This window comes from Mucilaginibacter sp. 22184, from assembly GCF_052045695.1.
Taxonomy (GTDB): Bacteria; Bacteroidota; Bacteroidia; order Sphingobacteriales; family Sphingobacteriaceae; genus Mucilaginibacter.
Genome location: NZ_JBQEPI010000009.1, coordinates 283,646 through 304,414 on the forward strand (window position 1 = coordinate 283,646; position 20,769 = coordinate 304,414).

The 20,769-nt window shown below is 42.3% G+C and carries 20 protein-coding genes; 2 read left to right on the forward strand and 18 right to left on the reverse strand.

The features are described from left to right. The first annotated feature begins 77 nt into the window (after nucleotides 1-77). Complete coding sequence (locus tag ACTJKG_RS21010) at nucleotides 78-1,883, forward strand: tetratricopeptide repeat protein (RefSeq protein WP_440740340.1); 1,806 nt, start codon at nucleotides 78-80, stop codon at nucleotides 1,881-1,883. A gap of 305 nt (nucleotides 1,884-2,188) precedes the next feature. Continuing rightward, entirely contained in the window at nucleotides 2,189-2,491 is a 303-nt protein-coding gene (locus tag ACTJKG_RS21015; protein ID WP_172335630.1) for a DUF4286 family protein, read from the forward strand. 514 nt (nucleotides 2,492-3,005) lie between these two features. Here the strand turns inward: ACTJKG_RS21015 and ACTJKG_RS21020 are convergent. The 18 genes from ACTJKG_RS21020 to ACTJKG_RS21105 all read right to left on the reverse strand — a co-directional run bounded on the left by ACTJKG_RS21020 (nucleotide 3,006) and on the right by ACTJKG_RS21105 (nucleotide 20,732). Beyond that, nucleotides 3,006-3,815, reverse strand: coding sequence for an OmpA/MotB family protein (locus ACTJKG_RS21020; RefSeq protein WP_172335631.1), 810 nt, complete (start codon nucleotides 3,813-3,815; stop codon nucleotides 3,006-3,008). A 97-nt stretch (nucleotides 3,816-3,912) separates the two neighbouring features. Next, nucleotides 3,913-4,578 (reverse strand): DUF2461 domain-containing protein, encoded by a 666-nt coding sequence (locus ACTJKG_RS21025; protein ID WP_172335632.1) that lies wholly within the window; start codon nucleotides 4,576-4,578, stop codon nucleotides 3,913-3,915. Beyond that, nucleotides 4,556-4,933, reverse strand: a complete 378-nt coding sequence (locus tag ACTJKG_RS21030) for a DUF983 domain-containing protein (protein ID WP_440740341.1) — start codon at nucleotides 4,931-4,933, stop codon at nucleotides 4,556-4,558. Before ACTJKG_RS21030 ends, ACTJKG_RS21025 begins: the two co-directional genes overlap by 23 nt. Before the next feature lie 130 nt (nucleotides 4,934-5,063). Beyond that, nucleotides 5,064-5,342, reverse strand: a complete 279-nt coding sequence (locus ACTJKG_RS21035) for a hypothetical protein (protein ID WP_172335634.1) — start codon at nucleotides 5,340-5,342, stop codon at nucleotides 5,064-5,066. Nucleotides 5,343-5,556: 214 nt separating this feature from the next. Beyond that, nucleotides 5,557-6,132, reverse strand: coding sequence for a DUF420 domain-containing protein (locus ACTJKG_RS21040; protein ID WP_172335635.1), 576 nt, complete (start codon nucleotides 6,130-6,132; stop codon nucleotides 5,557-5,559). A gap of 98 nt (nucleotides 6,133-6,230) precedes the next feature. Continuing rightward, complete coding sequence (locus tag ACTJKG_RS21045; RefSeq protein WP_172335636.1) at nucleotides 6,231-6,926, reverse strand: SCO family protein; 696 nt, start codon at nucleotides 6,924-6,926, stop codon at nucleotides 6,231-6,233. After that, nucleotides 6,926-7,270 (reverse strand): cytochrome C oxidase subunit IV family protein, encoded by a 345-nt coding sequence (locus tag ACTJKG_RS21050; protein WP_172335637.1) that lies wholly within the window; start codon nucleotides 7,268-7,270, stop codon nucleotides 6,926-6,928. Before ACTJKG_RS21050 ends, ACTJKG_RS21045 begins: the two co-directional genes overlap by 1 nt. Nucleotides 7,271-7,281: 11 nt before the next feature. Further along, the gene (locus ACTJKG_RS21055) at nucleotides 7,282-8,007 is read right to left on the reverse strand and encodes a cytochrome c oxidase subunit 3 (protein ID WP_172335638.1); all 726 of its coding nucleotides are present in this window, start codon (nucleotides 8,005-8,007) and stop codon (nucleotides 7,282-7,284) included. Nucleotides 8,008-8,028: 21 nt separating this feature from the next. Beyond that, on the reverse strand, nucleotides 8,029-8,613 hold the full coding sequence (locus ACTJKG_RS21060) for a cytochrome c oxidase subunit 3 (RefSeq protein WP_440740342.1): 585 nt from the start codon (nucleotides 8,611-8,613) through the stop codon (nucleotides 8,029-8,031). Beyond that, nucleotides 8,610-9,476, reverse strand: a complete 867-nt coding sequence (cyoE, locus tag ACTJKG_RS21065) for a heme o synthase (RefSeq protein WP_371742453.1) — start codon at nucleotides 9,474-9,476, stop codon at nucleotides 8,610-8,612. Before cyoE ends, ACTJKG_RS21060 begins: the two co-directional genes overlap by 4 nt. Next, entirely contained in the window at nucleotides 9,473-10,534 is a 1,062-nt protein-coding gene (locus ACTJKG_RS21070) for a COX15/CtaA family protein (protein WP_172335640.1), read from the reverse strand. The genes cyoE and ACTJKG_RS21070 overlap by 4 nt, the downstream gene beginning before the upstream one ends. A gap of 100 nt (nucleotides 10,535-10,634) precedes the next feature. Further along, nucleotides 10,635-12,524, reverse strand: a complete 1,890-nt coding sequence (locus ACTJKG_RS21075) for a cytochrome c oxidase subunit I (protein WP_172335641.1) — start codon at nucleotides 12,522-12,524, stop codon at nucleotides 10,635-10,637. 18 nt (nucleotides 12,525-12,542) lie between these two features. Then, nucleotides 12,543-13,730 (reverse strand): cytochrome c oxidase subunit II, encoded by a 1,188-nt coding sequence (locus ACTJKG_RS21080; protein WP_172335642.1) that lies wholly within the window; start codon nucleotides 13,728-13,730, stop codon nucleotides 12,543-12,545. A gap of 48 nt (nucleotides 13,731-13,778) precedes the next feature. Further along, complete coding sequence (locus ACTJKG_RS21085) at nucleotides 13,779-15,047, reverse strand: quinol:cytochrome C oxidoreductase (RefSeq protein ID WP_172335643.1); 1,269 nt, start codon at nucleotides 15,045-15,047, stop codon at nucleotides 13,779-13,781. 13 nt (nucleotides 15,048-15,060) lie between these two features. Beyond that, the gene (locus tag ACTJKG_RS21090) at nucleotides 15,061-15,645 is read right to left on the reverse strand and encodes a c-type cytochrome (protein WP_172335644.1); all 585 of its coding nucleotides are present in this window, start codon (nucleotides 15,643-15,645) and stop codon (nucleotides 15,061-15,063) included. Further along, nucleotides 15,629-16,165 carry a DUF3341 domain-containing protein gene (locus ACTJKG_RS21095; protein ID WP_172335645.1) on the reverse strand — a complete coding sequence of 179 codons (537 nt, stop codon included), beginning with the start codon at nucleotides 16,163-16,165 and terminating at the stop codon, nucleotides 15,629-15,631. The genes ACTJKG_RS21090 and ACTJKG_RS21095 overlap by 17 nt, the downstream gene beginning before the upstream one ends. Before the next feature lie 6 nt (nucleotides 16,166-16,171). Beyond that, the gene (gene nrfD, locus ACTJKG_RS21100) at nucleotides 16,172-17,644 is read right to left on the reverse strand and encodes an NrfD/PsrC family molybdoenzyme membrane anchor subunit (protein WP_172335646.1); all 1,473 of its coding nucleotides are present in this window, start codon (nucleotides 17,642-17,644) and stop codon (nucleotides 16,172-16,174) included. A gap of 25 nt (nucleotides 17,645-17,669) precedes the next feature. After that, a complete protein-coding gene (locus ACTJKG_RS21105; RefSeq protein WP_440740343.1) occupies nucleotides 17,670-20,732 on the reverse strand; it encodes a TAT-variant-translocated molybdopterin oxidoreductase in 3,063 nt (1,020 codons plus the stop codon). Nucleotides 20,733-20,769 lie beyond the last annotated feature (37 nt).

A 20,769-nucleotide genomic window follows, 5' to 3' on the forward strand; every position in this document is an offset into this window, starting at 1 on the left:
ACCCACCTATAACGTTATATACTATTAAAATACTTTCGCCGAAACGTGGTAATTATTAATTGACTATTTTTGAGCAGATGAGGGCTTTATTAAATACTGTTATTATTGTTTTGGTAATGGCAACCCGGCTTTTTGCCCAGGATAACGATCTGCAATTAGCCAAACAATATGCCAGCAATGGCGAGCCGCAAAAAGCCCTGGATATATACCAGAAACTATACAAACAGAACAACGAAGGCTATTACTCCTACTATGTGAATACCCTAATCAGTCTTAAAAAATTTGATGAGGCCGAAAGTGTGGTAAAAAAGCTGGTACGCAAACACCCCAATGAAAATCAGTACCAGATAACCCTGGGCACAGTTTATACTCAAGAGGGCAATCTGAGCAAGGCCGACGCCATTTATGACAACCTGATCAAAAACCTGCCCGCCGATCGTAATGAAATAGCTATGTTGGCCGGTCAGTTTTACCAGAGCGCTAATTTGGATTATGCCATCAAGATATTTCAGCAGGGCCGCAAAACGCTCAACAGCAACGAAGCGTTCACCTATGAGCTCATCAATCTTTACCGTTTTAAAAGGGATAAAATAAACCTTACCGAAGAATACCTCAACTTTTTGCCGGCAAATCCCAATTTCATTGCCCAGGCCGAAAACGCTTTTGCCACCATTTATGAGGGTGATGTGGATTATAACATGCTAAAATCAAACCTGCTAAGACGCATACAAAAAGATCCGCAGCAAACGATATATGCCGAACTGCTTACCTGGCAATTTATGCAACAAAAGGAATTTGACCTGGCCCTAAACCAGGCGCTGGCCTTAAGCCGCAGGCAAAATGACGATGGCACCAACATTTTTGAACTTTGCCGCACCCTAAACTCCAACGAAGCTTATGACGCTGCTATACGTGGATATGAATATATCATTAGCAAGGGTAAAACATCACCCATGTACATCCCCGCCAAAATTGAGCTTATCAACACTAAAAATTTAAAAGTAACCTCGGGTAAATACCTCCCTGCCGATTTGACCGGTTTGGAGCAGGATTATAATGACCTCCTGACCGAATTTGGGCGCAATAACAGTACCGTTTTTGCCATGCAGAAACTGGCTAACCTGCAGGCATTCAAACTGCATAAACTTAACGAAGCCCAAAAACTGCTGGAGGACGCGGTAAATATTCCCAACAGCAGGCCCGAACTGCTGGCTTCCTGCAAACTCGACTTGGGCGATATATACCTCATCAACAAACAGCCCTGGGAGGCCACCCTCTTATACAGCCAGGTAGAGAAGGATTTTCCGAACACCGATATTAACCAGGATGCCAAATTCCGGAACGCCAAACTGGCTTATTATACCGGCGATTTTACCTGGGCCAAAGGACAGCTTAATGTATTGAAGGCCGCCACATCGCAATTAATTGCCAATGATGCCCTCAATTTACAATTGCTGATCAACGATAATACGGCTGCCGACAGCGTAGGCAATGCCCTGAAAATATATGCCCGGGCCGATCTGCTGATATTTGCCGAACAACCCGAAAAGGCTGTGATGACGCTGGACAGCATCGATAAAAAATTCCCGAACAATAGTCTGAGGGATGATATCCTGATGTCGAAATCAAGGATACTGATACAGCAAAAAAACTATGCCGCCGCCGTGCCCCTCCTCAAAAAAATAGCCGACGGCCACCCTAATGACCTTTGGGCCGATGATGCCGTTTTTATGCTGGGTGATATCTATGAAAACCGCCTTGACGATAAAGCCAGCGCCAAAGTCTGGTACGAAAAGATAGTCAAAAACTACCCTGGCAGCCTCTGGATCAATGAAGCCCGTAAGCGTTTCAGACTATTAAGGGGCGATAAGGCGGATTCCTGAGGATTCATTGGTTTATTGATTTATTAGTAAATTATGTTAAAAAGTGGGTTTACATGGTTTACACTTTTCATAGTTTACATTATTTTAAATAATTGAAAATCAATTATTTAAAATATTTTTTATCAAAAAAACGGTTTACAGTGTAAACCCATAAATAATAAGGTTTACATTGATCAGCTTTAAGCAAAGTACTCAGGAAACCCTTAAATAACCTGAACTGCTTAAGTTCATCGGGCAGTACCCGTTCAACTAATGAACAACTGAACCAATGAACTAATAAACCAATTAACTACTTTTGCAGCACCATGATTGTATACAACGACACCATAATAATTGAAGAAAGCATTCACGATGAGTGGCTTAACTGGATCAAGACTGTTCATATACCTGCTATAATGGCTACGGGCTGTTTCCGGTCATACAAGATATTGACTGTTATAGACTCGCCTAACGAGGGAGTTACCTACTGCATCCAGTATAATGCCGATAGCATTGAACAGTTCCAGCAGTTTTACATGAACCACCTGCATAAGTTTCAGGCTATCCATCAGCAGCAGTTTGATGAGAAATTTGTGATGTTCAATACCCTGATGAAAGAGGTAGAATAAAAACTTTTTAAACCTTAAATTTTAACATTTTTGTAGCCAAAAACGGGGTAAAATTACTCGGAAACTGTTTGGGAACCCTCATTTTAACAAATTCCAGCGCAATTTTGAGCAGCTTTTTAAACTTTAAAAAGTTTTAATTTATTGGCTGTCAAATAATGACATAAATAGTTTATTTCTTCACTTTCCCCCCTTAAACAAAACAGCCCGGCGTTCTTATTTACAGAACGTCGGGCTGTTTTGTATTATAATATACGGAATTTTCGTGGCAATCACAAACTATCCGCCTTTTAAAAAGGGTGTCATGCTGAGCCCCGTCGAAGCATGGTGGGCAGGCCTGTGCGCACGTCCTTCGACAAGCTCAGGATGACAGGCCATCATATTTAAAGACTTACGAAGTTTTGAAAACTTCGTAAGTCTGGGTCTGGAAGGACACTTGCGGTAACAGTACCGGGATTATCTGCACATCTAAAACCTGCACATCCACACATCAAAAAGTTCCCCCTTTAGGGGGCCTTTACTTAGTGATCAAATTATACAACTCATCCAATCGTGGGGTGAGCACAATTTCGATGCGCCTGTTTTTGGCACGGGCCTCATTGGTTGGGGCAGGATCGATGGGTTGGAACTCACTCTTACCTGTAGCCGTTAACCGGTGCGGGTCAACTTTTTCAACTTCAGTTAAGTAGCGGGTCACGGAAGTGGCTCGCAGTACGCTCAGGTCCCAGTTATCTTTGATCTGGCCCAGGTTAATCACCTTTTTATCGTCGGTATGCCCTTCAATGGCCATGTTAATATCGGGTTCTTTGTTCAGTACTACAGCCAGTTGTTTCAGGGCGGCTTTGCCTTTATCGTCGATAACAATACTGCCCGACGGGAACAGCAGCTTATCGGCCAATGATACATATACTTTGCCGTTACGGATATCAACCGTTAAACCACTTTGCTGAAAGCCCAGTAAAGCCTGTTGCAATTTATTTTTGAGCGCGTTGGCGGCTTCATCGCGTTTACGCAAAATATCTTCCACCTCTTTTAAGCGGGCTTCGCGTTTTTCCAGGTCGGCAGCCAGGCGTTTTAGTTTTGACGAGCTGGTGCTCAGGTTACTGTTCAGAGCACTGTTGTTATTACTCAGGTTGGCCAGTTCACGGTGCAGGCGCATGGTATCGGCCCTGAGCTGAAAAACCTGGGTTTCCAATGTTTCGGTACGGGTGGTTAAAGAATCGCGTTCGGCAATCAAAGCTTTGTAGGCCTTTGGCGACATGATCTTACAGGAAGAATAAAAGGTAAGACTCAGAACCAGGGCCAACAGATAGTAGGTGATCTTCATTGTGATATATTTATTTGTTCATTAGTTCAATTGCTCATTAGTCTGCATTATATCCATCCATGGTTGCCAACATGGTACCAATGAACAACTGAACCACTTACGCCATTGCGTTTCTTAAAAAAACGTTGAGCGGGTAAATGAGCTTGCAATCCTGGGCAATCTGCGCTGCCGCGTTCTTTTTAACGATGTCCTTGTCGCTTATCTTATGCCAGGCTATAAAACTTTTTAGCTTCAGCAGGTCGATATTTTCATTATCTGGGGTGTAACCCTGCGGAGCGGTTTTTAATTGCTCCTGCGCCCTGAAATCGCCAAATAGCTTTATAAATTCCGGCGCATCAATAATCTCTTTCAGCTCATGCGCGTTATAATCAATTTCCTGGCGTATGGCTTTCAGATGTGCGGCTTCGGGCATCCAATATCCGCCGGCTATAAAGGAGTTGCCACCGGGCTGTATCTGTAAGTAATATTCGGCTCCGCCAAGCTTGGTGCCTTGTGTGGGCAGACTGATGCCAAAGTTGATTTTATAAGGTGTTTTATCTTTCCGGAAACGGATGTCGCGGTAAATGCGCATTACGCACTTTTTGGGGTCGAGCGTTTCGTCAATTGCCTGGTCAACCCGGTGCATTTCGCCCAGTAGTTCAACCGTAAACTCAATTACATTTTCACGGGCTTTTTCATAGCGGGCCTTGTTCTCTGAAAACCACTCCCGGTTATTGTTTGCTGCGAGATCCTTTAAAAATTCAAGACTTTCCTGGTTTATCATCGGTATCTAAATATGACTGATAATGTATCTTGGGCGATAACCAATATAACAATAGTACCCGCGAATATCTGAAATTTATGGGAGCCAAAGCAAAACAGCCCAAAATTATGACACTTAGATACAACCAGGGCGAATCGGCATTATGGGTGATAAGCCAGGTGAGCCAGGCCAGGCCCAGTGCTTCGCCTACGTTTAAGGCATAGCTCACATACATGGCCGCGTAAAAATACCCTGGCTCAATTTCAAAGTATAAGTTACAGTGCGGACAGTTAAGGTTTATTTTATTAGCAAAACTGTAGGGCCCTCCCTGAAACATATCCCCCCTGCGGCAACGCGGGCATTTACAGTGAAGCATGGCCCATGATTTGGAGGTTGGAGGCATCTTAGTTTATTGGTTCAATGGTTCATTAGTTTATTAGTCTTAGCATAGTTGCCGCTCTGGAACCAATGAACAATTGAACCAGTGAACTAATGAACTATTAAATTTAATTCAAATGCAGTTTCTCTTTGCGGATGTTCAGATCGACGTTTTTACGACGGTATTTTTTATACCAGATAAAGCCAACAACGCCAGCTGCCAGGTAAGGTGCACCCAGCAAAAACAAAATACCATTGTTTAAACCTTTGGCGGCATTACCCCCGTTTTTGGAATTGGTTTCAACCGTGGCGGCGCACTGCGCGCACTGGGCTTTTACAGGTTGCCTGCTGCAAACCAAAAGGCCCAGGGCAAATACAAATAATATAACTTTAAAACCTGTTTTCATAAAGGCAAATTTAGCTAATTATTGATGTTGTAGCAAGTGGTTTATTGGTAGCAAGTAGTTAGTATCAAGTATCACGACTTTTTACTTGAGTTACTGGCACCTTTATACTTGGATTCTTTTATGTACAATGTTTAAAACTGTATATCCCTGGTCTTTAAACTTGATACTAGCTACTTGATACCAAATGTGATACCAGCTAATTGATACTATCTTATCAAAAATGATAGTATGGCCGTATCATTAAATAAACAATAACACCCGATGCTGTTACGTACAACCATATCGGGAAGGTCCAGCGAACCAGTTTTTTATGTTTGGCTACCTGCATCTGCAAACCGCGGTGAAAGCTGAGCAAAATAAGCGGTAATACACCTGCTGCCAGTATAATGTGCGGAGTAAGTATACTCAGATACAACGTGCGCATCCCTCCGGCGGCTGTTTTCTCTGCAGCTGAAAGTACGCCATCGCCATTGATATCGCCGTATATGATCTCGTTACGCATAAGGTAATGAAATAACACGTATGACACCAGGAACAATGCCGACAGGCTAAAGGTGAGAATATTGAGATTTTTGTGCACTTTGATATTCCCCTGCCTGATAAAGTACAGCGATACCAATAACAGAATAGTACAAGTGCCATTTAATATGGCGTTAAGCATAGGCAAATACGGTGTAAAAGCCGGTGCTACAGCCGGGCCGGGTATCAGGTGCCGGTTAAGTAAAACTACCAGCCCAATCACCACTATGGTAACAACGGCTACAAAGCGAAATATAAATTTATCAGACATTTTTTTAAGAGTCAGGAATCAAGATACAAGAGTCAAGATTCATTTTTTATTCTATCTTTAATGTAAGGTTCTTGATTCTTACATCTTATTTCTTTCTTCTAATAAAGCGGTTTATCAACTTTGCGCAGTTCCTCGGCAATTAATACCTTGATCTCGTCAGTCAAGCGATTTATATCATTGGTATTTGCGCCTTTATAATAGCCGCGGATGCGTTTTTCGGCATCGATCAGTACCAGGTTATCGCTGTAAATAAAGTCGTCGTCACTTTCCTTCAGCGCGTTTACCAGGAAACCCTGACGGGCAAGGCTGTATATAGACGTAGTATCACCGGTTAAAAACAACCAGCGCTTTGAGGCCGGTTTAAAGCTGTCGGCATACTTTTTTAATACCGATACCGAATCGCGCTGCGGATCAACCGTGATGGATGTAAAATATACCATCTTATTTTTACGGTAGGTATCCACCAGATAACTCATGTTACGGTTAATGGTACTGCATACCGCAGGGCAATGAGTATAAAAAAACCCGGCTACAAATATCTTTCCTTTAAAGGTTGAGTCGCTCACCTGTTTACCATCCTGCGTTGTAAGTGTAAAGGCCGGCAGGTGATGATAAATAGTATCTGGTATATACTTGCCGTGAAACTTGTGCCCGGTTTTGGCCACTATTTTTTGCCCGTAAATGGCCAGGGGTTTATACCTGTTTTTGCCTTTAGCGGTGAGTAAATAATACAAAAATCCTGGCACCGCTAATATGAGCACCAGGATTACAATTTTTTTCGCTATAGCGGCCATTATCCCCTCAACGTAATCCAGTGATGGCTTTCGTTAGTCAATACCAGTATCAAACCTATAATGAATAATATCGGCACGATGATAGACAGGGCTAAACCCATTTTCTCAAACTTTAAGTGCATGAAGAAAGCCACAATATAAAACGCTTTAAACAAGGTTAAAACAATGTATACAGGGTTTGCATATTGTAAGGCTAAAATACCTTTAGGCACCAATATTAAAGCAATGATAAACTCAACTGCTGTAATAGCCGAAAGTATAAGAGCCACTTTAATGATTCTTCCTTTGGTCATTGTTGCGTGATCGCCCTCTTCGTGGTGAACTTCTTGTGAATCTGATGACATATAAATATTTTTTATACTAAGTAAAAGAATGTAAATACGAATACCCAAACAAGGTCTACAAAGTGCCAGTAAAGGCCTACTTTTTCAACCATTAAATAGCTGCCGCGTTTTTCGTAAGTACCCAACAGTACGTTAACGGTAATGATGATATTGATGATAACCCCGGTAAATACGTGGAAACCATGGAAACCAGTAATGGTAAAGAATAAGTTGGCAAATTCCTGCGAGGTTAAATGACGGGTTGCATCAGTACCTGCACCTTCGGTAAAAAACTCTTTCAGTTCATGCAGTGGCGGAGTGCTTCCCCACCAGAAACCTTCATGATGTAAGTGAGCCCATTCCAAAGCCTGGCAACCCAGGAACATGAAACCACCAATTACTGTAGCTATCATCCACCAGATCACTTCTTTTTTGGCGTTACGATGACCTGCTTCCACAGCTAATACCATGGTAACAGAGCTCAGGATCAGGATGAACGTCATGATACCTACGAAAACCAGTGGCGCACCGTGGTCAATCATACCCGGTACCGACTGGAAAACCTTATCGGCCGCCGGCCACACGCTTGCGCTGAAACGTAATGCACCATAAGAAATCAATAATGATGAAAAGGTAAATGCATCCGAAAGGAGGAAGAACCACATCATTATTTTTCCGTACTCCACATTGAAGGGTGATCTCCCTCCAGACCATGGAGTTGTTTTTATTTCATCAATTTGTGATACTGCTGTACTCATTTGTACTTAAATATGGGTGTATTAATTTTGGTTCAAAAGTAAAAAAACATACAGATAAATCCATATAATTCCGAGAAAATGCCAAAAAATAGAGGTCATTTCCATTTTAAACAGGTTACGTACCTGTGGAATATTTTTGTATGAACCCCAAAGGGTGTTCAATAATAACAATATAGCTGCAATAATGTGTACTAAGTGCATCCCCGCAAACACATAAACAAATGAGCGGGAGGCGTTATCATCTACAAAATGAATCTGCATTTTGTAGGCCAAAACGTACATTGCGTAAAGTTGCATAGCAAAAAACGCCAGGCCCAGTGCAAATGTAAGCCATAAAAATAGGCGTTGCTTTGCAAATTGCAAAGTTTTTGAGGCTTTGGAAGCCAAAAATAAAGTACCGCTGCTCAACACAATAATAATGGTGCTATATAAAAAAGCGTTGGGCATAATTACATTAAGGCCATGGCCCTTCCCTCCGCTATAAACGATAAAACCACTTGTTAAGGCCGCAAAAAACATAAACGAAGTGAATATAAATATCCACATGTTGAATTTTTTGGGAGCCAGATCAAGCCTGTCGTTATCTTTCTGAATCTGAGCCATCATTTCACTTTTCCTATAAAATCAAATAAAAACATTAACTGCACTATGGGCAGGTATAAAAATGAGCCGAACATTAATTTACGGGCGGCCTCAATGGTCTGCATGCGCAGCAGGCCAAAAGATTGGTATAAAAATATTAAACTGCATATTAACGATACAGCGCCAACATAGTAACCACCGTAACCATAAATAGTTGGCAGCAAACTCACTGGCACCAATATGATTGCAAATATAAAGGTTATTACGGCACTTCCGGTATTGCGGTTTCCGGTAGGCAACAATCTGAAGCCTGCCAGCTTATAATCATCATCAAGCACCCAGGCAATAGCCCAAAAATGCACAAACTGCCATACAAATTGTATCCCGAACAGGATCAAAGCGATCTCGTCAATTTTTTCGTGAGCAGCCACATAACCTATAAGTGGTGGCAACGCACCCGGTATAGCGCCCACAAAAACCGCAATTGGCGATTTGCGCTTTAGCGGAGTATAAGCAAACGCATATAATAAGATCGAAAATACAGATAGTATGCCGGTTAACAGATTAAGGCTACCCAGCAAATAGGTACCAGCCATGCCCATACCCAAACCCAAAACAAGTGCCTGACCGGTATTCATTTTACCTGATGGAATGGGACGATCCATGGTACGCTTCATGAGCTTATCCAGGTCTTTCTCGATGATCTCGTTGAAACTATTCGCAGCAGCCGTTACCAAAAAACCACCAACAATAAGTTTCACCCAGTTGAGCCAGTCGATATGCCCGTTGGCTACCTTGCTTCCTATTAAAAAAGAAATAGAAGCCGAGAACACCACCAATACGGTAAGCCGTGTTTTAATCAGCTTTGAAAAATCTTTCATGTTCATTTGCTTATCCCCCTAACACTAACCGGTTTATATAAATTTAAAAGCAAATAAAACTGCGCTCCAAAAATCAAGCTCGCCAGTACAATGTGCGTAGCCTGCGCTGCAGGAGGCAATGCCCAGTATGATAACAGTATACCGGTAACTATCTGCAGCATAATCATTAAAAAAGTAAAGCTCATCAGTTGCTGATGAACCGAATGCCGGCCAAAGTTTTTTCGTATCAACGCGTATAACATCACGTTGAGTACCAATACCAATACAGCCATATCGCGGTGATGGGCAAATATTTCGCCTACGCTGCTGATCCAGTTATTACGATATCCGCCCTGGAAATGAGTAGCTACAGCATCAATCTCTTCGCGTACCTCGGTACCGAAAGCTATCTGGAAAATACTGGCGATCAAAGCAATTAATGTAATAATGTAAACCAGCGTACCGGTAGTTAATTTTTTTGTGTCCAATACTTTAGCCCGGTGATAAGTATATATCAATATGGCTAATATGGCCAGTGCCAGCAGCATGTGTACCGTAACTATCCAGGCAACCAGGTTGGTTGATACTACGATAGATCCTAACCAGGCCTGAAAACCTACCAATACAAAGTTAAACAGGCTTAAAAGGGGTATACGTTTACTGCTACTCCAATAACTAAAAGCATATACAGCTGATAGAAACAGGAATAAACCAGATATGGCACCGATAAGACGATTGATGTATTCAGTCCAGGTTTTTTCAGCGTTAAATTCTTCGGGAACTAAAATGGATTTATCCTCGCGGATTCGCTTAGCCAGATCGCTGTAACCAAATACATCCAATGTTTTGGCAAAGCGTTGGTTTTTGGCCAAACGCTGATCTACATATTTTTGCTTGTAATCCTTTGGCAGATCGGCACTGCTGGTGGGCGGAATATATCTGCCGAAGCATTTGGGCCAGTCGGGGCAACCCATTCCTGAGCCTGAGCTACGCACAACTCCACCAGCCAGTATCAAAACAAAAAGTATAATTATTGTTATGAGCGTGACTTTCTGGAACCGGATTTTTGATGCAGATATACCCATGAATGGTGAGTAGATAACAGTGAGTGGTGAGTAGCGAGTGGTGAGTTCTCGATTAAAAACTCATAACTCACTACTCACCACTCACTACTTACCACTAAAATTATTTTACTTGTTCGTTTGCTTTCAGCGTACTGTTAAACTTGTTCAGTTCTTCTAAACCTTTAGGGTTATCTTCAAAGTCATGAGGTAAGTTTGAGCTCATGGTTTGAGAGAAAGGAACTGTTTGAGGAATATAATCTTCTTCGGCACCAGGCTTGCTGTAGTCATATGGCCAACGGTAAACGGTTGGTATTTCGCCAGGCCAGTTACCATGTAAATGTTCAACAGGTGTAGTCCATTCCAGGGTATTTGACTCCCATGGGTTCTGCGTGGCTTTTTTACCAATGAATATAGAAGAGATGAAGTTATACAAGAAAGCTACCTGAGCACAAGCCGCCATGATAGCCGCCCATGTAATAAAGGTATTTACGGTTAACCAGCGTTGCATGCTTACAAATTCGGTAAAGGCATAGTAACGACGTGGTACACCATCCAGACCCATAAAGTGCATTGGGAAAAACACCAGGTAAGCGCCGATAAAGGTTAACCAGAAGTGCAGATAGCCCAATTTCTCGTCCATCATTTTTCCGAACATTTTAGGGAACCAGTGGTAAACACCAGCAAGCATACCAAATATGGCCGCCGAACCCATTACCAGGTGGAAGTGAGCAACCACAAAGTAAGTATCGTGCAGGTTAACATCCAGTGCCGCATTACCCAGGAATATACCTGTTAAACCGCCTGATATAAAGAATGACACCATACCAATAGCGAACAGCATAGCAGGTGTGAACCTGATGTTACCGCGCCATAATGTGGCCAGCCAGTTAAATGTTTTTACCGCCGATGGCACCGCGATGATCAAAGTAGTGATCATGAACACACCACCCAGAAACGGATTCATACCCGTAACAAACATGTGGTGCCCCCATACAATAAATGATAATACGGTGATACCTATCAGGGAGTAAACCATCGCGTGGTAACCGAAGATAGGTTTACGTGAGTTTACAGACATTACTTCTGATGAAATACCCATCGCCGGCATAATTACGATATACACCTCCGGGTGACCCAGGAACCAGAATAAGTGCTGGAACAGGATTGGGCTACCACCTTCAAATGGTTGTTGTACACCGTTCAGCACAATGTCTGACAGGTAGAAGCTGGTACCAAAGCTACGGTCAAATATCAATAACACCACACCTGCAACTAATACAGGGAACGCCAGGATACCTAATATAGCGGTAAGGAATAAAGCCCAGATAGTTAAAGGCATTTTCCAAAGGTCCATACCTTTTGTACGCATGTTTAACACGGTACTTACATAGTTGATACCACCCATTAATGATGATGCTACGAACAGCACCATACTGATGAGCCAAAGCGTCATACCTTCACCAGAACCGGGCATTGCTTTTGGCAATGCGGATAGTGGCGGATAAATTGTCCAACCACCGCTGGCAGGACCTTTTTGAACCAGGAATGATGATAACATGATCACACTGGCTAAAAAGAAGAACCAGTAAGATAACATGTTCATGAACGGCGACGCCATATCACGTGCACCTACCTGCAAAGGTATCAGCAAGTTGGCAAAAGTACCGCTCAAACCGGCTGTTAACACAAAGAATACCATGATGGTACCGTGAATGGTAACCAGCGACAGATAAAAATCGGCACTTATACGGCCGTTAGGTGCAAAACGCCCTAACAATGTAGTTAACAATGGGAAAGTTTTATCAGGATAAGCTAACTGGATCCTGAACAAAATAGACAATATCATTGCAATAACTGCCATGGTGATCCCTGTGATCAGGAATTGCTTGGCAATCATTTTATGATCCATACTAAATACGTATTTAGACAGGAACGATTGGTTATGATGATGTTCGTGACCGTGATCGTCGTGGTGTGCTACTCCGTGGTCGTGAACTGCTAATGTTGACATATCGTTTCTCTTTCTATATTAATTATTTAACGCTAACCTATTTTGTAACTCTGTTTTTGGCTGATCCGCAGCGGCAAAATGCAATTCCTTTCTTAAAGCATCGCTCAAATAAGGTTTTTGCCTTGACAGCCATGCCTGATACTCGGCCTCGGTAACTACACGTACAACTTTTTGCATATTGTAGTGACCACCACCGCATATTTTGTTGCAATAAACTAAGTATTCAAATTTAGGATCGTCAAGCTGGGTACGCATTTGCGCGGTAGTAATAGTTGGGGTAAACTTAAAGAAAGTTGGTAATCCCGGAACCGCGTTAAGCTGAACTCTAAAGTGAGGCATGTAAACAGAGTGTATTACGTCTAATGCCTGGATATTTAACCTGATCGATTTGTTTACAGGCAGGTACATGGTATCAACCTGCAAGTCATCAAAGCTGCTACGTTTCTTGAAGTTAACCCCCAATTTGTTAGCCGCAGAAACCAATTTGAAATCTTTAGGACCTAACACACCATCTTTACCAGGGTAACGAAGTTCCCAAGCAAACTGATGGCCGGTGATGTCAATATTGATATCGCCTTTAGTATCAGTAGTATTCATTATTGTTTGCCAGGTAAAAAAGCCAAACACCACCAATATAGTTAAAACGATAGCAGGAGCTATTGTCCAAACTTTCTCGATAGTATTGTTATGCGGTAAGAAATGCGCACGGCGTTTGTCTGAATGCCTGTAATTAAATAAGAATGTAAACAACAATATCTGGGTAATAAAAAACACGATCATGGTTAAAACCGTAGTGACGGTGAACATCTCATCAATTTTAACACCATGTTTAGAAGCAGCCTCTGGCAAGGTCATGCTACCTTGTACCGTGAACGACCAGTAAGCACCGTATAAACCTGCTACCAGGAACACAAGGCAAACTACAGCCATTATCGTGTTCCATTTCATTCCTTTTTTACCTTGTATCTGAAGTGTAAGGTCGTATATCTTTAAAATTTTACCTATTACCGCTACGCCAAGACATACCAGGAAAAATAAAAGTAAGTAGTACGCAACACCAGTCCAATCAACCTGGGGAGCATCAGCCTGCCCTCCGGTAGTTGCCGCTGCCTCTGTTTGCGCCATCAACAGGTTTGTGCCCAAAAGCATAAACGCTGTGACAAACGATAGTAATGTTTTAGAATTTATAAGTTTTCTGAATCCCATTTTAATGTCAGTTTGGTATTCTGTATTTTGTTGCAAAAATAACAATTATTATATGTGATGGTGAAGGCTCTCCTGCAGGAACGGATGTTTTTTAGGAATAAGCGATTTAAACTTGCTTAAAGCATTCAACATCAGGTAACTAAACAATCCTGCAAATCCTAAAGCAACACCAATTTCTATTGGAGTTATTTGTGACCACCATTCGCCATGCGCACCTATAGTACCAGGCATGATCATGATGAAATAATCTAACCAGTGACCTACGATCAAAATGATACAGGTAGCTTTCAATACGCTTGTTGCGCGTTTTGAATCCCGAGACATGATGATCAGTAACGGTGCCATAAAGTTCAGGATAATGGTTAACCAGAACCATGGTTTAAACTCAGGCTCCCATCTTCTCAGGAAGTAAACACTTTCTTCGGGGATGTTAGCATAGTAAATCAACAAGAATTGTGCAAACCATACATAAGTCCAGAATATCGAGAAGCCAAACATTAACTGGCCCAGGTTATGCAGGTGATCTTGTGTGATCCATTGCATGTAACCGCTCTTTCTTAACAAAATAATGGTTAAGGTAATGATTGATAAAGTACTTACCCACATGGCTGCAAAATTATACCAGCCAAACATGGTTGAAAACCAATGTGCCTCTAATGACATTACCACGTCAAAAGAAAATACAGGTTGAGTAAAACCAAAGATCACCAGGAATGCTGCCGAAATAGTAAAGCTCTTTTTATAGTAAAATAAGCCGCCCAATTCATCTTCTGTATTGGAATATTTAGTTAATAAATAGCCAAATGTAGCATAGGCTCCTAAAAACAGGAAAATACGGAACAGGAAGAAAGGCATGTTCAAAAATCCGGCTTTACCTGCCAAAACAGGATCGTAATTTTCACTGCCCTTAACGGTAACACCATTCAGGTGCCATAATTTATATAAATAAGGCGCTACTGCTTCTTTACCTTCACCAACTTCGGTATGGTGGGTTAAATTTAACCCGGCAAATATGATGATAAACAATATTGCCGCCGCTATGGGTAATACCTTGGCAAATGCCTGTGGCACCCGTAACAAAGAAGCTGACCAGCCAGCTTGTGCTACATACTGCAGGGCACAGAAAAATACACCAGCCGTACAAACGCAGGCAAAGTAATAACCACACAGCAATAAGTTGGCAAATGTGCGTTCACCGTAACCGAATAAAAAACCACCGGCTATGGTTATTAAGCCAACAACTATGCCAACTAAACTCCATGTTTTTGCCTTGCCGGTAAAAACAAATTGCTCGTCTAAACTATTATGAGTATTCATTCAGTTCTAATTCTTATAAAGTTTGTAAATGGTGAACATACATGATCACTTTCCAGCGTTCTTCAGGGGCCAGCTGTGAAGCGTATGAACCCATTGCATTTACACCGTAAGTAATGGTATGGTATATTTTACCGTCTGTTAAGTCTTTCATGGCACCACCACGTGATGACTGGCCTTTTGAATATGATGGCGGCGGCGGATATCCGTGTTGTGTTACCAAACCATCACCCTGACCATTTTCACCATGGCATGGAGAGCAAAAGTGTAAAAACAAGATCTTTCCTTCTTTATAGTTTGCCTGGGTTTGAGCCAGTACACTTTTTACCTCAACGCTTGCCAGTTCATATCCATCTTTTGTATTTGGATAATCAAACTTGGTAAAGCCTACCGGGATAGTCCCGGCTGGTGGTACCTGCGCGGTTTTTCCATCCTTAAAATTCGGGTTCTTTTGATCCGGATCGTATGCGATATGCTCGTACATATTAGGCGCGTACTCCCATCCGGTACTCCTTTTATCTTTGCACGACGTTACTACAATCGAAGCAGCGATAATGATAACTATTGTTCCTAATATTCTAAATTTATTCATAGCTAACATATTTTCTGTCGTTATGCTTAACTTCACTTGCCCCTGCTTCTTTTAATATTGTATTGATATCTTCGTGTGGTATATTTCCTTTTGCATCAATGGCGATCACAAACTTATCGTTAGTCGCTCTCAGGTCCATTACTCTTGGTGCACGGCCCGGGAAAAGGTGCGTAGCGAAAAAGAAAGTAAATGCCATACCGTATGACGCATATAATACCGTCCACTCAAAGGTTACCGGGATAAAATCGGGAATGGCAAAAAAGTTTTTACCGCCGATGTCCATTGGCCAGTCATGTACCAGGAAGTAATAAACCAGTGTAAAAATGGTTGTACCACCCATACAGCCGAACATGAAGGCCGCGTATCCTAATCTGGAGTCCTTGATACCCAGTTTAGCGTCGATACCGTGGATAGGCATTGGCGTGTAAACATCGTAAATAGGGACACTATTTTTTTGTAGGTTGTCAATCCCGTGCATCAGATCATCGGGATCATCAAAAATGCCTAATATATATTTGGTGCTACTCATCGGTTATTATGCTTTTTCGTATTCAGATTGGTCAACACTATCAAATTTGATCAAATTCGCTTTATAGAACTCTACGTGAGATGGATCAAGGTGCCCTTCGGCAATTTGTTTCTTCTTAGCCTGCTCACTCGCGCTCTTCAACAGTAATTTCACTTCGGCAATCGCTACAGAAGGCATTACCCTGATGAACAACAGGAACATGGTAAAGAATATACCGATAGATCCAACAAACACACCTACATCTATCCAGGTTGGGTAAAACATAGCCCAGCTTGATGGAATGTAATCGCGGTGTAAGGAAACAACGATGATCACGAAACGCTCAAACCACATACCTATATTTACAATGATAGATAGTACCCATGAAATTGGAATGTTGGTTCTAACTTTTTTCGACCACATCATCTGGGTCATCAATACGTTACAGCCATACATCATACAGGCAGCCCACCAGTACGGACCGATAAACCTGTTTAAGAAAGTATACTGCTCATACTCGCCACCAGAATAGTAAGCGATAAAGAACTCTGTGATATACGCCACACCTACTACCGAACCTGTTACCAGGATGATCTTGTTCATCGATTCGATGTGGAACATGGTAATATAGTTTTCCAGACCTAATACTTTACGGGTTACCAGCAACAGGGTTTGCACCATTGCGAAACCTGAGAAGATAGCTCCCGCAACGAAATAAGGAGGGAAAATGGTTGTATGCCATCCCGGTTCAAGGGATGTGGCAAAGTCCATAGATACAATGGTGTGTACCGAAAGTACCAGCGGTGTTGATAAACCTGCCAATATCAATGAAACGGTTTCAAAACGCTGCCAGGTTTTAACTGAGCCTGTCCAACCGAATGATGCTACCGAATAAATACGGCGGCGTAAGCCTGTAGCACGGTCACGGATTGAAGCCATATCTGGTAATAAACCAGTGTACCAGAATACCAGTGAAACCGAGAAGTAAGTTGATATCGCGAATACGTCCCAGATAAGCGGTGAGTTAAAGTTAACCCATAATGAGCCATACTGGTTTGGTAAAGGCAATGAGTAAACAGCCATCCACGGGCGACCCATGTGAGCGCCGATATAGGTGGCCGCGCAAATTACCGCGAAGATGGTCATCGCCTCGGCCGAGCGGTTAATGGAGTTACGCCAGTTTTGACGGAACAGTAACAATACGGCCGAGATTAGCGTACCAGCGTGACCGATACCTACCCACCATACGAAACCGGTGATATCCCATGCCCATCCTACTGTTTTGTTTAAGCCCCATGATCCGATACCGTACCAAAAGGTGTAGCTGATGGAGAATACCCAAAGTAATGCTCCTAATGAGGCTACGGTAAAACCGATCCACCAAGCCTTACTCGGCATATTTTCTACGGGACGTAATATATCGTCAGTGATCTGACCATAGGTAATATCCTTACCCGTTATTAACGGTTCCCTTATTATTGATTCACTATGAGATGCCATATTTTAATCTCTGTATATAAAAATTTTAAGCCTCTAATTCAACTGCGTTTCTAACTTTTACCTGGTAACCGATACCTGGTTGTACGTTTAATTCTTCAAGCACATAGTAAGTTCTTTCGCTCTTCAATGCTTTTGAAACTTCGGAATTAGGATCGTTCCTGTTACCGAAAACGATAGCGTTTGCAGAACATGTTTGCTGACAAGCCATTTTGATCTCGCCATCTTTCAATGGGCGTTTTTCAATTTTAGCTTTCAGTTTACCAGCTTGTATACGTTGTACGCACATAGAGCATTTTTCCATTACACCGCGGAAACGGGTAACAACATCCGGGTTTAATACCAGTTGCGTATGCTCATTGTTCAGGTAGTTATCAAAACGTGAATCGTTCCAGTAGTTGAACCAGTTAAAGCGGCGTACTTTGTATGGGCAGTTATTTGCGCAATAACGGGTACCTACACAACGGTTGTAAGCCATCTGGTTTAAACCTTCTGATGAGTGAACGGTTGCCAATACCGGGCAAACTGTTTCGCACGGAGCGTGATCACAGTGCTGGCAAAGCATTGGCTGATGCACTACAGTTACATTATCAAAGGCATCATCCTTTAATTTATCTATTTCGTACTCTTCGGTAATGCTTTCACCTTTTTCCTCGTAGCTATAGTAACGGTCGATACGGATCCAGTGCATTTCACGACGGCGGCGAACCTCGTCTTTACCAACAACCGGGATATTGTTCTCGGCGTTACAAGCTACCACACAGGCACCGCAACCAGTACAAGCGTTAAGGTCGATAGCCATAACCCAGTCATAAACCGGACGGTCGTGGCTTGGCACATCCCATAAGCTTTCCTCGTCGTAGTTCTTATGGCCTTTTTCGTTCCCGCTGTGTACAGCAGGGTTCTTTTTGTATTCGGTAAATTTAGCTTCGCGAATTACACTACGACCTTCGTAAGAGTGGTGCGTTTGTGTTTGAGCAAGCGGCGCTTTTATTGATGTTACTTCAAAAGCAGTAACGGTAGCAGTAGTTTGGAAAGTTCCGTTACGGAAGCTGTAGAAAGGGAACGCGTTTTTACCCACGTTATCACCTACCGGACCAGCATTTGTACGGCCGTAACCAACCGCTATAGATATAGTACCTTGTGCCTGGCCTGGCTGTGCCAATACCGGCAAGCTAACAGTGTAACCATTGGCGGTTACTTTAACTACATCACCTTCGCTTAATTTTAATTTTTTGATATCTGCAACAGAAACAGCCACAAAGTTATCCCAAGTAACTTTCGAAACCGGATCCGGCAACTCCTGTAACCATGGGTTGTTGGCACGCTTACCATCACCTATAGCAGGCGACTGATAAACCTGTAATTCAAACTTGCCATCACCAGCTGCAATGGAAGCGCTGTGTGTAAGGATAGTTTGTGCTACGGCGTTCAGGTCGCGGTTAAAGGTGTAAGTACCCGCGGTATTCGGTGTAGCTTTGATCATACCGGTTTGCAACAGGGTTTCCCAACCTTTCTGGCCAGATAAACCGCCTTTTGCCAACAGGCTTTCGTTCCAGGTGTTGCGAACGAATGTATAGTAATCTTTAACGGGGTTTTCTGCCCATACCAATAAGCTATGCTCGGCCTGGCGGGTATTATATACCGGGTTAATGGTTGGCTGTATAACAGTATAGTAACCTTCAACCGCGTTAGCATCACCCCATGACTCCAGGTAATGGTGGTTTGGTGCTATTACGTTTGATAATAAAGCTGTTTCGTCATCATGATCGGCAAAAGATACTTTCAGGCGTGCTTTAGCCAGCGCATCTGTAAATTCTTTTGCTTTGAAGTAATCGTAAGCAGGGTTAACGTTCAGGAATAATACACCTGCCACATCACCACGACTTAATTCATTTACAAACTCAACAAACTCAGCATCGTTACCGGCATATTGTTTTGATGGATTGTCCAGATCGATAGTAGTACCGTAGCTGCCCAGCAGGGAGTTGATAGCATTTACCAGAACCTGTGTTGCTACATCATTTGAACCTGCTACTACTAAAGCTTTTCCTTTAGCGGCAACCAATTCTTTAGCGGCAATAGTGATAGCATTTTCTGCTGCTTTGTTGCTTAATTTTTTAGAGCCAGGTAAAGTAGTACCAGAAATAGCATTGTATAAATTGATGATAGCGATACCTTCTTCTGATGGTTTGATCGCTAAACGGTTATCAGCATTGGTACCTGTAAGGCTCATGCCGCTTTCAAACTGGATGTGACGTGACATCTTTTTGCTTTCAAGCGATTTGTTGTTACGGTTTGATACGTACTGACGGGTAAACTCTTCGCCAGAGATCCAGGTTCCCAGGAAATCTGCACCAAAGCTTACAATTACGTCTGCTTTGTCAAAATTGTAGTGAGGTATTACGGCTTTACCAAAGCTGTTTTGGTTAGCTTGTATAATACCGGTATAAGATACTGCATCATAAGTAACATGTTTAGCAGTTGGGTATTGCTTAATAAATTCAGCAATTACGGCTAAGGTAGAAGGGCTGTTGATGCTTGAGGTCACCAAACGGATGTTTTTACCCGCTGCTTTAATAGCGGCCAATTCTTTGATCACAAAAGCATCGATCTCAGACCAACCGGCTTCGCTGCCTTTTAGTTTAGGATCTTTTAAACGGTTTACATCATACAGATCAAGAACTGATGCTTGAGCCTGTGCACTTAAACCACCTTTTGAAAACAGATCATTAGGGTTACCTTCTACTTTAATAGGGCGACCTTCACGTGTTTTAACCAAAATGGCCTGTCCTTCGTAACTTGAAGAATAGTAGTTGGCCACACCAGGTGTAACCTCTTCAGGCTTAATCAGGTAAGGAATTGATTTATGTACAGGTACACGCTGACAAGCTGCCAGGGTAACCGCGCCTACACCAAACCCAAGCGCTTTCAAAAAGTCGCGACGAGGGGTTTTAGCAGATAAACCATCTCCGCTGAGCACATCCTCAATAGGAATAGGCTCGGCAAATTCGTTTTTATTTTTCTCAACAAATTCTGGTGTTCTGTTTAGTTCTTCTAAACCTTTCCAGTATTTTTTATTGCTGTCCATTTAAGTTATATAAACTGTAATGCTAAAATTCTTATTT